The organism is Brachyspira hampsonii, assembly GCF_001746205.1.
Taxonomy (GTDB): domain Bacteria; phylum Spirochaetota; class Brachyspiria; order Brachyspirales; family Brachyspiraceae; genus Brachyspira; species Brachyspira hampsonii_B.
Genome location: NZ_MDCO01000006.1, coordinates 395,015 through 409,981, shown reverse-complemented (window position 1 = coordinate 409,981; position 14,967 = coordinate 395,015). Strand labels below are relative to the sequence as shown.

Annotated in this window: 24 protein-coding genes; 10 read left to right on the top strand and 14 right to left on the bottom strand. The window is 25.1% G+C overall.

What is annotated here, in order from left to right:
• Positions 1-2: 2 nt before the first annotated feature.
• From BFL38_RS04980 to BFL38_RS04970, 3 genes are all read right to left on the bottom strand, one after another.
• Entirely contained in the window at positions 3-2,042 is a 2,040-nt protein-coding gene (locus BFL38_RS04980; protein WP_069726013.1) for a terminase gpA endonuclease subunit, read from the bottom strand.
• Positions 2,042-2,698 (bottom strand): hypothetical protein, encoded by a 657-nt coding sequence (locus BFL38_RS04975; protein ID WP_069726012.1) that lies wholly within the window; start codon positions 2,696-2,698, stop codon positions 2,042-2,044. The genes BFL38_RS04980 and BFL38_RS04975 overlap by 1 nt, the downstream gene beginning before the upstream one ends.
• 447 nt (positions 2,699-3,145) lie before the next feature.
• On the bottom strand, positions 3,146-3,361 hold the full coding sequence (locus BFL38_RS04970; protein ID WP_069726011.1) for a hypothetical protein: 216 nt from the start codon (positions 3,359-3,361) through the stop codon (positions 3,146-3,148).
• A gap of 166 nt (positions 3,362-3,527) precedes the next feature.
• On the opposite strand from BFL38_RS04970, the gene BFL38_RS04965 reads away from it, so the two are divergent.
• From BFL38_RS04965 to BFL38_RS04920, 10 genes are all read left to right on the top strand, one after another.
• Positions 3,528-3,833 carry a hypothetical protein gene (locus BFL38_RS04965; RefSeq protein ID WP_069726010.1) on the top strand — a complete coding sequence of 102 codons (306 nt, stop codon included), beginning with the start codon at positions 3,528-3,530 and terminating at the stop codon, positions 3,831-3,833.
• Between the two features lie 277 nt (positions 3,834-4,110).
• Positions 4,111-4,431 (top strand): hypothetical protein, encoded by a 321-nt coding sequence (locus BFL38_RS04960; protein ID WP_069726009.1) that lies wholly within the window; start codon positions 4,111-4,113, stop codon positions 4,429-4,431.
• Positions 4,432-4,459: 28 nt separating this feature from the next.
• The gene (locus tag BFL38_RS04955) at positions 4,460-4,885 is read left to right on the top strand and encodes a hypothetical protein (RefSeq protein ID WP_069726008.1); all 426 of its coding nucleotides are present in this window, start codon (positions 4,460-4,462) and stop codon (positions 4,883-4,885) included.
• 44 nt (positions 4,886-4,929) lie between these two features.
• Positions 4,930-5,190 carry a hypothetical protein gene (locus tag BFL38_RS04950; RefSeq protein ID WP_069726007.1) on the top strand — a complete coding sequence of 87 codons (261 nt, stop codon included), beginning with the start codon at positions 4,930-4,932 and terminating at the stop codon, positions 5,188-5,190.
• A gap of 11 nt (positions 5,191-5,201) precedes the next feature.
• Positions 5,202-5,954, top strand: a complete 753-nt coding sequence (locus BFL38_RS04945) for a beta clamp domain-containing protein (RefSeq protein WP_069726006.1) — start codon at positions 5,202-5,204, stop codon at positions 5,952-5,954.
• A 48-nt stretch (positions 5,955-6,002) separates the two neighbouring features.
• Entirely contained in the window at positions 6,003-7,613 is a 1,611-nt protein-coding gene (locus BFL38_RS04940) for a DNA polymerase III subunit beta (protein ID WP_069726005.1), read from the top strand.
• A gap of 52 nt (positions 7,614-7,665) precedes the next feature.
• On the top strand, positions 7,666-9,039 hold the full coding sequence (locus BFL38_RS04935; RefSeq protein ID WP_142950324.1) for an FtsK/SpoIIIE domain-containing protein: 1,374 nt from the start codon (positions 7,666-7,668) through the stop codon (positions 9,037-9,039).
• A 61-nt stretch (positions 9,040-9,100) separates the two neighbouring features.
• The gene (locus BFL38_RS04930) at positions 9,101-9,460 is read left to right on the top strand and encodes a hypothetical protein (protein ID WP_069726003.1); all 360 of its coding nucleotides are present in this window, start codon (positions 9,101-9,103) and stop codon (positions 9,458-9,460) included.
• A 135-nt stretch (positions 9,461-9,595) separates the two neighbouring features.
• Complete coding sequence (locus BFL38_RS04925) at positions 9,596-9,847, top strand: HK97 gp10 family phage protein (protein ID WP_069726002.1); 252 nt, start codon at positions 9,596-9,598, stop codon at positions 9,845-9,847.
• Positions 9,848-9,970: 123 nt separating this feature from the next.
• The gene (locus tag BFL38_RS04920) at positions 9,971-10,246 is read left to right on the top strand and encodes a hypothetical protein (RefSeq protein ID WP_069726001.1); all 276 of its coding nucleotides are present in this window, start codon (positions 9,971-9,973) and stop codon (positions 10,244-10,246) included.
• Here the strand turns inward: BFL38_RS04920 and BFL38_RS15120 are convergent.
• The 11 genes from BFL38_RS15120 to BFL38_RS04875 form a co-directional block, all read right to left on the bottom strand.
• Positions 10,243-10,416: a hypothetical protein gene (locus BFL38_RS15120; protein ID WP_176720546.1), complete on the bottom strand. Its 174-nt coding sequence runs from the start codon at positions 10,414-10,416 to the stop codon at positions 10,243-10,245. The two genes, BFL38_RS04920 and BFL38_RS15120, sit on opposite strands and share 4 nt — an antisense overlap.
• 45 nt (positions 10,417-10,461) lie before the next feature.
• Complete coding sequence (locus BFL38_RS04915; RefSeq protein WP_069726000.1) at positions 10,462-10,686, bottom strand: hypothetical protein; 225 nt, start codon at positions 10,684-10,686, stop codon at positions 10,462-10,464.
• Positions 10,687-10,705: 19 nt separating this feature from the next.
• A complete protein-coding gene (locus BFL38_RS04910) occupies positions 10,706-11,329 on the bottom strand; it encodes a hypothetical protein (protein ID WP_069725999.1) in 624 nt (207 codons plus the stop codon).
• Between the two features lie 63 nt (positions 11,330-11,392).
• A complete protein-coding gene (locus tag BFL38_RS04905; protein ID WP_069725998.1) occupies positions 11,393-11,617 on the bottom strand; it encodes a hypothetical protein in 225 nt (74 codons plus the stop codon).
• A gap of 11 nt (positions 11,618-11,628) precedes the next feature.
• Positions 11,629-11,796 (bottom strand): helix-turn-helix domain-containing protein, encoded by a 168-nt coding sequence (locus BFL38_RS15115; protein WP_176720545.1) that lies wholly within the window; start codon positions 11,794-11,796, stop codon positions 11,629-11,631.
• A 39-nt stretch (positions 11,797-11,835) separates the two neighbouring features.
• Complete coding sequence (locus BFL38_RS04900) at positions 11,836-12,138, bottom strand: hypothetical protein (RefSeq protein ID WP_069725997.1); 303 nt, start codon at positions 12,136-12,138, stop codon at positions 11,836-11,838.
• Between the two features lie 41 nt (positions 12,139-12,179).
• Complete coding sequence (locus BFL38_RS04895; RefSeq protein ID WP_069725996.1) at positions 12,180-12,572, bottom strand: hypothetical protein; 393 nt, start codon at positions 12,570-12,572, stop codon at positions 12,180-12,182.
• 13 nt (positions 12,573-12,585) lie between these two features.
• Complete coding sequence (locus tag BFL38_RS04890) at positions 12,586-13,092, bottom strand: hypothetical protein (RefSeq protein WP_069725995.1); 507 nt, start codon at positions 13,090-13,092, stop codon at positions 12,586-12,588.
• Positions 13,093-13,182: 90 nt separating this feature from the next.
• Positions 13,183-14,016: a DNA (cytosine-5-)-methyltransferase gene (gene dcm / locus BFL38_RS04885; RefSeq protein WP_069725994.1), complete on the bottom strand. Its 834-nt coding sequence runs from the start codon at positions 14,014-14,016 to the stop codon at positions 13,183-13,185.
• Between the two features lie 114 nt (positions 14,017-14,130).
• Positions 14,131-14,394 (bottom strand): HNH endonuclease, encoded by a 264-nt coding sequence (locus BFL38_RS04880; protein WP_069725993.1) that lies wholly within the window; start codon positions 14,392-14,394, stop codon positions 14,131-14,133.
• A 10-nt stretch (positions 14,395-14,404) separates the two neighbouring features.
• Positions 14,405-14,965 carry a DUF5131 family protein gene (locus tag BFL38_RS04875; RefSeq protein ID WP_069725992.1) on the bottom strand — a complete coding sequence of 187 codons (561 nt, stop codon included), beginning with the start codon at positions 14,963-14,965 and terminating at the stop codon, positions 14,405-14,407.
• Between the last annotated feature and the right edge of the window lie 2 nt (positions 14,966-14,967).

Genomic DNA, 14,967 nt, shown 5'->3' with positions numbered 1-14,967 from the left:
AACTATTCAAATTTATTCATTTTCTCCAATGCTATGCCGTCATCGGATTTTAAATAGTTCCAAACTGCTTTATAATTAATATTACCGTTTTTATCTTTAGGCGAAATATTATCTATATAGAAAAACGCTGCTGCTGTACTGTATGCGAATATGTCCAATGCCTCGTTTCTTCTCTGTCCAGACCTTAAACGCCATTCATATTTATTTGATGAGCTTCTTGTGTGTTTAGCTACTTTCTCCTCTGCTGTAAGCATTCTAAAAAAGTTCATATCAATATCATTAGGGAAATATGCCCACCTTATAGGAAGCTCCTCTTTATTATCTGCGTTTTCTGATTTTTCTATTGAAAGAGCATTATATACTTCATCTTTTGCCATTGAAGAGTTTAATATTAAAGCAGGAGTATTATGAGATTTATTATCATCTTGAAACCTGTAAAACTTGCCTGTATCTTCTCCCTTAATAGCAAATACAACATTACCATACTTTTTAGTTTTTTGATATATTCCCTGACAAAAATCTGTTACTACTGCTGGAATAAAACCTTTATCTATAAATACTATAGAAGCATAAAATCCTAAATGAGATGATTTAATAATTTTCTCTAATAAAAGCCAGCATCTGCTTCGTAAATTAGAAGTATCACCGTCTAGTCTATGATAGCCTAGCATATAACTTCTATATCCTTCAGCCCATAAAAATACTCCGCACTCTATATATCGTTTTTGAATATCTACTGCTATATTGCAGAATAATGGTTTATGCTCTAATTCTTCAATATTAAGTGTAGACTGCTTTATTTTACCGTATTCATCAATAGTCTCTTTTAAATAGTTTCCTCTGTTTTTATTATAAATATAGTCATAAGGCGGTACATCTTCTATAGCCTTATAAGTCTGACCCAAAACTGTATTATAAAAAACTTTAATAAAACTATTATCTCCGTTTTTCTCTGCTTCCGCTGCTTTCAAATAATCTCTTATTATACTCTCCCAACTTCTAAAACCTATAGGAGCATAAAGCGATGATAAATGATAGCTTCTTCTTTTAGGATCTGCTGATTTTGATGTTGCTATCCATTTTGCATGTCCTCCGTCCTCTGCGGTTTTTAGAAAATCTTTTTTATCAACTTCTTTCCAATGGCTTCCGCAGTATTTACATTCATAATGAACTGATGAAGGTATTAAAATGCCTTCATCATCTAATTCATATTTTAAATTATCAAACTCTAATATTTGAAGTTCTCCGCAGTCCTTACAAGGCACATTATAAAATCTTCTGTCGCCTTCTAAAAATCTCTGTTCTATAAATGACTCTCCTGTAGCCATTTTCGGAGTAGATTCTATAAGTATTTTTCTGATATTTGAATATGCATCCGTTCTTCTTTCTGCCAAAGTTATAGCATTACCCTGTTCGCCTACATCTATTTTAGCCTCATCTGCTTCTGTTATTATCAATACTTTTATAGAAAATGATTTTAATTTTGATATTGTCTGAAGTCCTCCTAATTGAATAAATCCTCCGTCAAAAGTTTTATAGCTTTTTGTGTTTCCTGTTTCTCTGCTTTTTTTATTTTTTATAGCCGACTTAAATAAATGCCCCAATCCTGATTCTTCTATTGAAGGACTTACTCTTAAAGTAAATATCTGCTCGGCAACTTCTGAAGTAGAAGCCAAAAACAAAATAGGTGCTGGAGAATTGCCTAATAAATACATTATTAAGTTTTCATCAAGTCCTACTGTAGCTCCAATTTGTGCTCCTTTCATAAAGTCTACATACTGAATAGGGCTGTCTTCATCAAAGTTTCTTATTATCTCTCTTAAATAAGGCGTAACCTTAAAAGAATAATAACCAGGTATCGATGAAACTCTTTCATTTAATATTCTAGTTCTTTCTATATATTCTACTATTTCATATTTTGGCTTTACTTCTAAACTTCTTTTTATAATATCTTGAATATAACACACATCGTCCTCCTTCCAATCATTCAGTATTTTTTCTGAAACTAAAGTTTTTAAATCAATTTCCTGCAATACTGCCATCAGGTTATCCTTAATTGATTAATAGCATTTTCTGTTTGTTCGGATAAATACTTTTCTAATTTTATAAGCTCACTGCTAAGAGCTTCTCTCAAAATAATAGTTATTTCTTCAGTAGGTACTTCTAACTCAAGCCTGCTTCTAATAATTTCAGCAAACTTTGATGACACATTTTTAGGTATAGTATCTATCTGCCCTTTAAAAGCAATTAAAACAGAGGGCAGTACAGCTTCTACAACTTTTCTTTCTATAAGTTTTCCTCTAAGAAGCATTATCTCTATTTGTTTTTTTGTAGCATCAGCAACTAAAAAATTTGCTTTAGCTATATTAATATCCATATCCTCTATACTTAGAGAATGATGTTCATTATTGTCTATAATACCTATTTTCTCATTATCAGTTATATCTAGTTTTTGTATTTCTGATTTTTTGGATTTATTAGTTTTTTTATTTTTATCAGTTTTACCGTAAATATTTCTTGATAAAGCCCAATTATCAGCTGAAGATTTTAATATTAGTTTTCTTCCTTTCTCATCGGTTATAAACTTTATTCTGCTGTCTTGTTTTTTAATGCATTGTGTGATGTTGGCTTTAGAACAGCCGACTAATTGTGAAAAATCTTTTAATGTTAAATATTCCTCGCCGTTTATGATAGGCATAAAAAAACCTTGATTGTTTCGGTCCCAACATTAGATTAAGCAATATAGGACCTTTATAGCTATTATTTTATTTCTATTATAAAGAAAGTTAACTAAAAAAGAAGTGAATCAGTTAACTTTTAGTTAACTTTTAGCCAATTTAGTTAACTAAAAAGCCTTAATTTGAATGTTTCACGATATAAAAAAGATACAGAATTATCATAATATATTTTATTTTTAATTGATTTATAATAAAATAATACAATATTAGCTATAAATCAGGCTAAAAAGCGTACTATTAAGGCATTATTTTTAGTTTATTTTTTTTATAGCAGAGAGGGCTTACTAAAAAATGAATGCCTTATGGTGTAAAATTAGTTAACTAGTTAATCAGTTAACTTTCAAAAAAACTTTGTGAGAAAATTTTTTCGGCGGGCACAAAAGCCCACATAGGCAAAAAAAAGCCGTTTACAGTACCTTTTTTACATCATCAGTAGTATTTTCTTCTATTATATAATTTTTATACTCGTCTTTATATCTAGCTTCTAACCCTTCGCGAATTAAAGCAAGGCAAAAACTAGCAAATGAAGTATTGTACGGCGTTTTTCTTTTGGAATCAATAAAATCAATTTCTTTTTTAGTCAAATTTAATGATATGTTTTTATAATCTTTAGTAGTTTTCATTGTTTATACTCCCTTTTTTCTTATATTATATTTTAATTTTATATTTTTTCCGTGATTTTTCAAGTATTTTTTTGTAATTTTTTAATATCTTCCGTGATTTTGCTTGACTTTCCGTGAAATATAGAATATAATATATATAAACAATGAGAGAGCGAGGGGGCTTAAAATGAAATACTCAAAAAACACTATAACAATAAAAAGTAAAGAATTAAAAGGGCTATACAGCACAGAGGACTACAGTATAAACAATATAACTACTATAGAATTTAAAGAAAAAAGCATAATATTTAAAAATGAAACTAGAAAAAGAGTTATAAACACAAATAAAAAATACTGCAATTACAAATTATCTTTTATAAGTGAAAAATTAATAAAAGAATTAAAAAATAATGAAGTTATAAATATAGATGTCAACGGAAATAAATTGACAGTAAATAAAGTAATAATTAATTGCTTAATAGAAAAAGAATAATTAAAGCTATATAAACAGTTTACAGGACTGCATTATATAAATATAAAAAATAGGAGGTCTTTAAAAAATGCTAGAGTTTTTAATAATTGCTATTATGTTAGACATTATAACTATAATAGTAATTATCAATAATAGTAAATAATATTTGCTATTATTGGGGTTTGTATACCACCAATATACAAGCCCTTAAAACCTAGCTTCATTATAACAGCTTATAAAAAAAAAGCAAGTTTAAAAAACAAAAAAATTAAAAACTAAAAATTAAGGGGGCTTAATCATGGTAAATAAAAAAACAATTCAAAAAATAATACAATGTTTTTTAAAAGATTTAAGCATAATAATAGATGATAAAAACAATAATAATTTAATAATAGAAAATTTTAACACTTATTTAAAAGATATTAAAAAAAGTAATATAGTTTTGTCATTAGATGATCTAAAAACAATAAAAAAAGAATTATCCGATGCAAGTTATTATCATTTATATAATAGAAACTATAATTTTTATTGTGATTTAAGAACATTTGATACAAATGAAGAAGAATCAAAAAAAATTATAAATATAATAAAAAGAATTATATACAAGAAAAAAAATTAAAAAACTAAAAAATTAAAGGGGCTTAAAAATGACAAATATACAAAATAAAGAAATATATACATTAAACAATAAAGATTTTATAAACTTTTTACACAATAAAAAATTTGATGAGCTGCATAACTATCATTTTATATATAATGAAGCTAATAAAACATATACAGTATATCATAGGAAAGAAGAAAAATATTTATATAATATTTATGAAGCTGCAGGACTTACCAAATATTTTAATATAATAAGAATCAATAAAGAAGAATATAAAATCATATATAAAACTCCTCAGAATAAAAATAAAAGCATAGGAATATATTTATATTGTATTGAATACCCAAACGCAGAAAGCATAATTGCAGATTATATAACTGAACATTTTAAAATAGATACAGGATTCTGCTATTGGGCTAAGATTAATTTAATGAGAGAGTACGAAAAAATATTAAATCAAAGGAAGTAATATTTTAATTAAAAACTTATGACTAAAAAATTAAAGGCGGCTTTATGGATATACAAACATTTTTAACACTTAATAAAGACAATAAAAAAATATCTAAGGAAGGAAAGAAAGAACTTTTTTACTACTTCCAAAGGACTATAAAAAACAGCTTTTTAGATATAGATATTAATTATAAGGATCTAAGCAGCTATAAAGAACAAAGTAAAAATACTTTTATGCGTGAACATCATTTAAATGACTTCAATATCGGTTTAGCAAGTAATTTAATAGCTTGCTACGATGATAAAGTATTAATAATAAAATAAGGGGGCTTAATATGATAAAAGTAAATAAAAAAGAATTATACAGCATATTTAAAAATGCTATTAATACATCATCATCAGATATATTTTTAACAGATTTAAACAGCGTGCATTTTGATTTTTTATATAATAATACATTAAATATAGTTTTTACAGATAGCAAACAAATGGCAATTTATAAACTTAATTATATAGGGAAAAAAATAAACAGCTTTACAATAAAATCTAAAAATATAAAGGCATTATTAAAACATATAAATATAAACAGTATAGATAAAAATACATATATTACTATTGATTATAGCTATTATAATTCTATAAAAATAGATAATCAAGTATATGAAAAAATAAATAATTTTCCGCCATATAAAACAGTTATACCAGATGAAAATAATAAAAAATATAAAAAGCTATATAATGTTATATTAAACAATAAACAGATGATAGAAATAAAAAAAGCGATTAAAAGTATACCAAAAAAATCAAAAAGAAAAAATATAATAATACATTTTCAAAAAGATAAAATAATATTAACTATAGACAGCAATGCCACCCCCATTATTGTTATTGACAATATAAAAAGTAATATAGATTATATATTATGCTTAAGTTATATACATATTATAAATATATTACATCAATGTATAAATGATAATGATGATAATAAAATCGATCTTGAAATATATCAGGATAAACCTATAAAAATAACAAATAATAATAATACTTTTATATGTATGCAGTATATGTCAGAAAAATATATGAAATAATCAAAATTAAAAAAACTAAAAAAATAAAAACTAAGGAGCTTTTTAACTATGGAAACAATTAATAATTACATCACAATCAATACTAAAAACTTAAAAGACATAAAAAATAGTTTTATGGAAATAACACAAAGCAAAGTAATATATAATATTGAAAGCAATGTATTATTACAGCTTGAAGGCAGTATATTAAATATAGTTGCTACCGATGGAAGTATTTTTATAGAAAAAAGAATAAAAGTAATAAATCATAATCATGATAATTTCAGAATATGCGTATATGCTAAAATGTTTTTTAATATAATAAAAGAACATGATGCGGATTTTATAAATATATCAGTACAGGAAAATCAAAAAATATATATGTTTTATAAAGGTACTTATATCAGAAAAAGAGAAGATAAATATAATAGAGAAAGAAAAATAAATACACAGCATTTAATTATAGGAATGAACGCCGAAGAATACCCAGACAATAAAATAGATAGAAACTTTATTGACTATATAACAGTTGGTAAAAAAGAATTATTTACTATTTTTAAAAAAAGTATAAATACCGCCTCAAAAGATGATCTCAGAAGCCCAGCTATAAAAGGCGTATATTTTGATTTTTTAGATGATAATACATTAAATATAGTATCTACAGAAGGCAGACAAATGGCGGTATATAAAATGAATTATCAAGTCTATAAAAAATTAAATAATGCTATTATACAAACAGATACAATAAAAGCTATATTTAAAAATGTTTCTAATATAGACAAAAATATTGATAATAAAGAGACTGTAAATATATCTATTAATAAAGAATGTATACAGATAATAGATAATGATTATATATATACAAGTGCTTTAATAGTTGGGAAATATCCGCCTTATAAAAAAATTATACCAAGTAAAGAAAATGAAAAATATAAAGATGAATATAAAAAGCTATATAGTATTATATTAGATAATAAACAGATGATAGAAATAAAAAAAGCTATACAAAAATTGAAAAAAATAAATAAAACAAATAGTAAATGCATAGTATTAAGATTTTATAAAAATAACTTAATACTTACAATAGGAGAATACAAAAATATAGAGAATATGTCAAATATAGTTATAGACAGTATAAACAGTAATATAGATTATACTTTAACTATTAATCATGACTTTTTATTAAATATTTTATCTATGATAATAAATAAAGATAATGATAATAGATGTACACTTGAAATATATAAAAAAGATGATCCTATAAAAATAATACATAATACTAATATATTTCTAATTATGCCGTTTACAATAGAGAATATGAACGAAATAAACCAATACTTAGAAAACTTCATAACTAATATTAATATAAAAGAGCTACAAACAAAAGAAAACCAAGAACACAAAGAAACAAAAACTATAAAAATAAAACAAACAAGACAGCAGAGAAGATTTATTGAAAGAGAAAAATCTAAAAAACATACTATAAGATTTATAGATTATATTAATAGTATAAAAATCATTAATTATAAAGCTATAGAATTAATCAAATATATTGACAGCTTGAATATAACCGATGATGAGAAAATATCATTATTTAATATAAAATATAATAAGTACAAAAAGCCTTATATATGGCATATTACGGATACTACAAAAATAGAGATATTGAAAACAGCGTAAATATATTAAGCCTTTTTTTCGTGAAGCTAGTTATATATTAGCTAGCTTCACAATGGATACTAAAAAAATAATAATAGGAGGTATAAGAATGATAATAGGTACTATAATGTGTTTTAATGCTTTATTACAATGTTTAATCGTTTTAATAGAATATTCTTTTAAAGCAGCAGTTTTTATATTTGATTTAATATATAAGTTTGTGAAATACATTCAAAATAATAAAAAATCAAATATTGAAAAAAGAAATTATGATAATTTTGTATATACTTATAGAACAGCCCAAAAAGATGAAAATAAAGAATATAAAGAATATATAAAAGAAAATAAAGAAGATAAAGCAGAGGATAAAAAGGAGAATACCAAAAAAGAATATAATTACCCTAATATTGATTTATTAAATGAAAGTAAAGAAACTATATATAATAATTATATAGATATTGAAGAGATAGAAATTATATTAAAAGAATCAAGAATATCTATTAATTATATTTTTAAATATTACAACAGTATAATAAAAAGCTATACATTAAGCACACTTGAAAACAGCTTAAAATGTCTATTCGGCGATAATATAAGATTAAATAAATACTACGCATCTAAGACATTAGCAATAGAATATATAAAAACCGATGATAGCAGATACTTCGGAATAAAAGAAGTTATAAATGATGATGATAATTTTGAACTTCCTTTATATTTAGGCATAAACACGGATAATGAAAAAACAGCTATTGATTTAGCCAAAGCACCTCACATGCTTATAGCAGGAGAGACAGGAAGCGGTAAAAGCGTATGTTTATCATCGATCATAACAAGCCTTATATATAAGAAAACAACAGATGAATTAGAATTAATACTTATAGATAAGAAAAATGAATTAAGTATATTTAATGAACTTCCGCATTTAATATATAATTCATTAAATAATGATGATGATATAATATCAGCATTAAGAAACCTTGAAGGCGAATTAAGAGACAGAAATAACAAGATAACAAAGAAAGGAGCAAGAAACATACAGGAATACAATAAAAAAGCAAGAAATAAACTTCCTTATATAGTTCTTATTATAGATGAGCTGCAAGACTTATTCAATAGAGATATAAAGAAGGAAGCCGAAAAAATATTAAATACTATAGCATCATTAGGCAGAAGTGCTGGTATTCATATAATAGCAGCAACTCAAAGACCTAGTGCTAAAGTAATAACAGGCGAATTAAAAGCAAACTTACCGACAAAAATAGCTTTATCAGTTGCTAATAACACAGACAGCAGAGTAATAATAGATCATAAAGGAGCAGAGGATTTAATAGGCAATGGAGATGCTTTACTAAAAAGAAAAGAGAGTGTAAAATTAGAGCATATACAAGTGCCTTATGTTACAACTGAAGAGATAGAGCGAATAATAGATTATATAAACAAATGAACCGAAGCATATCGATAATTTATTATAGATATAATGAACATAACAATAATTGGAGGATAATATGCAAATATTTAAAACTTTATTAAAACCTTTATTATTCATACTTGTAAATATTACAGAATTATTTAAATGGCTTTCTATGAAAAAAGACGGAGATAAAAACACACTTTTTAAAAGATTTGTATTAAAACTTGTGTTTATAACAGATAAATTATACGATTTTGTAGAGGGAGAGCCTGCTATAAGAAGTATAGTGGAAGCCTATTTAGATGAAGAAAATAAGAAATGGTATATATATCAAGGCGACCCAGAAAAATATGATGATGAAGAATATATGAAAGAATACAAGAAATATGCAAGAGAACATTATAAAGGATATGATACAGATGAAGAAGTAGAAGAAGTTATGACAAAAATGTGATAAGTTCCTAATTTTTTAGTTTTTTAGTTTTAGGCGGTGATTATGAAAAGTAATTGTCGCCGTTTTTATTGATTCACTTTTTATTTTTATATTCAAGTATTATTATCTTTACAAGCATAAATTAAGGATAATACTATGGCTGAAACTATAACATTCAAAGAACTTCAAGAAAAATTAAAAAAGTTAGAGAAATTCGCAGAGAAAAAAACATCAAAAATACTCAATCAGGCAGCATTTGAAGTACAAAAAGAAGCAAGAGAAGAAACTAAAAAAACATTTACTTTAAGGAATCAATATGCTTTAAGAGTAATACAGGTAGAAAAATCAACTAAAAAAGATAAAAAAAGCATAATAGGAAGCACAGCAGAATATCAAGAGTATCATTAGTTCGGAAAGCCGCTAAGCCGTAACATCTGGGGTAAGTCTTTAAATACCAACCCTATAGCTACATTAAGCAGAAGAAAAAATAAATATACTAATATTATACCAAATAAATATAGATTTAATAAAATGGGTAATATTAGACAAATAGGAGAGAAAATAAAAGAAGGCAAATTAAAAAAAAGAGATAAAAGATTTTTCATATTAAAGCCAAAAGGAAAAGATCCTGCTATATATGAAAGAATAGGTACAAAAAAACATGATATAAAGCCTATCAGAATATTAAACTGTAAGAAAAAGATAAGAAAAAGACCAATATTTAAAAACTCTGCTAAAAAAGTAATAAAAAGTAATTATATATTCAAAAATATATCCTATGAAATGAAAAAAACTTTAGAGATTTAGTCTTTATTTATAAGATAATAAGGACATATCACTACCTCATCAAGATTTGAAACAGTATCATGATTACATTCTCCATTATCAAAATATATACATTTTTTATAATTAGCCTCACAGTCAATATTTTTATTATCAGAATGTACAGCCTTAATGATGTCTGCCCCAGATACCACAATAGTTTTTTTAGTATTTCTTTTTTTATCATATATAAGTCCTTATTATATATTTTTAAATATATTCTGCCCCTTATATTCTTCTGTATGCTCTTTTAATATAATAACCTGTCTTTTTTCTATAGGTATTTTTTTAGTAATAAAGTTTCTAGTAGGAGTGATCCCTGTTCCCAATAATCTAAGCAGGTCGAAAGTGTTATAATATTTGTCTGGCTCTATTTTATTAATATTACTTAATATGATTTCTTTTATATTATCTCTTCTTTCCATATGATACCCCTTATAGTTATTATACTAATAAATGCTCAAAATTATCTTTTTCTTTTTTCTGAAGTTTAACAAAGCTCACTTCATTAGACACTTCTTTTTCTTTGATAAATACAAACCAAGCAACATCAAACCACGGCTTATTTAATGATTTAATATTTTCAAAAGAAGTAAACTCAACTCTCTTATCAAAAATTAAAGTCTTTATGCTAAAGCCTAAATTATTTAACTTATTAAAAAACTTATGTCTTTTTACTCCATGTAAAGCCATAGTGGGAAGCAGAAAAGCAAAGCCATTAATGATATTTTTCTCTATAAGATAAATACTTTTTTCAATAAAATCATCTTTAATAGAATAAGGCGGATTAGTAACAACGAATACATTTGTTTGTATAGGCATATTAAGAATATAGTTATTTTCTTTAATATAGGAAGTATAAACATTAAAATTATATTCTTTTAATACTTTAGTAATATTAGAATTATTATTAGTATCGCAAGGCTCTAAAATATTATTAATATTGTATTTTTTTAATAATTCAGCAATAGGGTACACTGCCTCAGACGGCGTAAAATACTCATAATTTTTAACTATAGAAGACGAAGTTTTCAGCTTTCTTATAGACTTATTTTTATTATTTTCCATTGACTACCCCTAAAAAATATTTATTTTTATCTGCCTGCCTCAAACATCATTTTGGAAAAACATTTAAGGTACAATTCTATGTAAAAGAAAAGAATCATTTTTTAAATTCATTTCTTTTTTAGCGATTCGTTCTCTCATATTAAGATAGCAATCTGTACATATTGTACTATACCATATTTGCACATCACCTTTAACTCCTAAAAAAGAATCTTCCTTAAAACCTTTTAATGTGATAATTTCTTCAGAAGAAACTTCTCTATCACAAAAATTACATACAGTTTTATCCATTTCTAATTCTCCTATTTTTTTATATATCCTTTTTCTTTTATATTATTAATAACCGTTATTAATTTTTCTGTGCTAATATTCAACAGCTCTGCTATATACTCATTTTTTGGGAGAGAAGGAGTGAATAAAGATAAAAAACATAAAAATCTAAACTCTAAATCAGTCAAATTTTTATCCATAATATATTCTGTTTCAAAAGAAAAATATTTCCCAATATTTTAAAGTTTTTTTTGAATATCTAATCTTCTTTTTATTCCATCTACTCCTTTACTACTGTAAATATCTAATTCAATATTTTTTCTTTCTTCTTTCCTAAAAGCATATAATTGATTTAATTTATTTACATCATTGCGTAAATTATTTCTATTAAAATATTTTATAATTTTTTCCTCTTCATTTTCTTTCAATATTACAATAATACACATTCTTATATAGCAATAAGAATATCTTTTTATATCTTCTATCATATATTTGACACCATTTAAAAACATATATTTTTGTTTTTTAAAATCTATACTCATAATTTAACACCCATATTTATGAAATCTTTTTATATAATTTTTTACTCTAAAATATTTTTTAATTCTTTTTTCAAAAGTTCTTTATTGTAATATAGTGTTTTTATTATCTGTATAAGTTCACTATCTAAAATAGTTTTTTTATCTATAAATTTCATATATTCTTCAAGAGAACAATATACAGGTATAAATGCTCTATTATGATAAATTTTACTATTTAATTGGCTATGAATAGAAATATATAAATCATCATAACCTAAATCGAAAGCATACTCTATATATATTGTCAACAGAGTATTTTTTACATAAATAGAACAATGATAATTTTGAAAATATACATCTATATCAGTATTTGATATATTAAAATCTTTGAAGATTGTAAATATTAAATTCTTTATTTGAGATGTTAGGTCTTTCTTTAAATCTTCAACTTTCATTATTTACACTCCTTTAATAACTTTTATAAGGCTTGTATTTTTCGCCTGTCTGTAGGCAGTATTCTTTTATTAAGCTATCAAGGTTATAAGTTTCAAATCCTGTAAACCTTGAGAGATTAATTAATATTTTATTAAGATAATCCTGAAACTTTTTATGGCTCATATTATCAAATGAAATAGAGAGTTTTGTATATTTCATTTCTCTGCCGTTTTTATCTCTAATAGAATATATTTTATCTTCATAGTATATTTCAGAGAGCGTATATTCTATTTGTTTATGCATCATATCGTTATCTTTTATGTTGCTCCATTCTTCAGTAAGAAAATAACGAATAGCAGGCATAAGCATACCGAAGTACCATTTATTCTGTCTGTTACTTCTTATTTTATCTTTTTTTATAATCTGAATAACATACTCAAAAGGGTTAGTTAATGTTTTGATAAACTCCTTTAGCTTTAAAAAACCCTCTTTGCTTACTTCAAACTGCTTAACCTCTGATTGTTTTTCAGTATCAGTCATTTCTAACTTCCTTATTTAGTTTTTATATATTTTTTCTAATATTTTCTCTAAAACTTGTATGACTATACTGTTTCCAGCCTGCCTGTATAACTAAGTATCACTTAAATGCCTTACCTTACTGAAATCTTCCTTACTCCAGCCCATTAAAAGCCAGCATTCCAAAGGCGTTAATCTTCTAATACCTTTATCCGTTTTTATGAAATTGGAGGTAGGAACATCTGTTCTATTATTTATAGCATTGGCTATTATAAAATCCTCCAACAAAAAAGGCTTAAATCTCCCTTCAAAAGCTGTTCCTTTTCTCTCTATTGCCTCAAACTGCTTATCGCTTAAATAATATTTTTTATCAGCATTATCTTCTAAAATATCTTTAGCATAAAAAAAGAGTTCTTCCTTTTTAATATTTAAATGAGGATATTTATTAATCATAGATACTATAAAAACTCTGTCTCTGTTCTGAGGTATGCCGTATTCTTTGGCATTCATTCTTAATATTTTTGTTTTATATCCTATTTTTCCAAGCAGTTTTATTATTGTGTTTAATTCTTTATCAAATTTTTTACTCATAAGATTAGATACATTTTCTATAATGCTTACAGCAGGTTTTTTATGTTTTAATATTTCATAGCCTTGAAAAAATAAAACACTTTTCTCTCCATTAAATCCTTTCTGTGTTCCTATTACAGATAAATCCTGACATGGAAAACCCCAAGTAAATAAATCAAAATCAGGAAGAGTATTAATATCAATTTTAGTTATATCTCCGTAATTAATATTTTTATCAGCATTATGAAGTATACTGTAGCTTTCAGAAGCATATTTGTCTATTTCAGAGAAGCCTATTAATTCAAAATCTATATTCAAATTCTCTAATGCCTTCTCAAAAGCACCTATACCGCTGAACGCACTGAATAATTTAATCATATAAAAAGCTCCTTACTTTTTACTTTCAAAATAAAACACTACATTTTTATTCATATCAGCTTCTTCTATTCTTTCATACTTTAAGGCTAATCTATAAGCAGAATTGCCTTTAAGCTATTTGACAGTATTTTGTATAGACTTTCTAAAACCTTCAATATCTCTGTTTCTCTTATAATGATTACAGCTAAAACAGCATATTATAAGATTTCCTCTGTCATTAGTTCCTCCAACTGCTAAAGGCACTTTATGATCTATAGTAGCCTTTTTATACTCTAATTCTATCCCGCAGTAAGCACATTTTCCATTCATCTCTTCAAATAATTCTTTTTTATGTTTTAGATAACTATTATCTCTTTTATTAAATCTATTATGTTTCATTTTAATCTCCTTACACTTCAAGCGGTAATTTAGGGCTTTCACAAACTATTATTATATTGAATACCTCGCCGATTTTAGACTGATAATATTCTTTTTTATTAGCCATTTTTCCATAGGCACTTCTTATAGTACAGAAAGGAATATTTTTGTTTCCTAAAAAAATTAATTGAATATATTTGCCTTTTTTAAGTTCATAATAAGAACCGTCCAAAGCCTTAGTAAATGTTTTAAAATTAGTATTAGGATATGGTCTTCTTGAAACATTTTCTAAAGCATCAACTTTCTTAGTAAGAAAATAATATTCATTACTAGGGTTTGCTTTCATATAAAATACTACGGTATCAATAGTATAATCGTCCCAATACGCTATATCTGACATTGAGTTCATAAATATTTTTTTATTTTTTATTTTATTAATTTGCTCAAGTCTTTCTAAAAATGTTTTAGATTTAGAAAAATCTTCAGTAAAATGAAATCTATCATTTATTTTTTTAGCGTAGCAGTAAGGACAGCCTCTAGGACAGCCAACAACAGGATTTATTGTTATGTCGCACCATTCAATATTTTTCATTA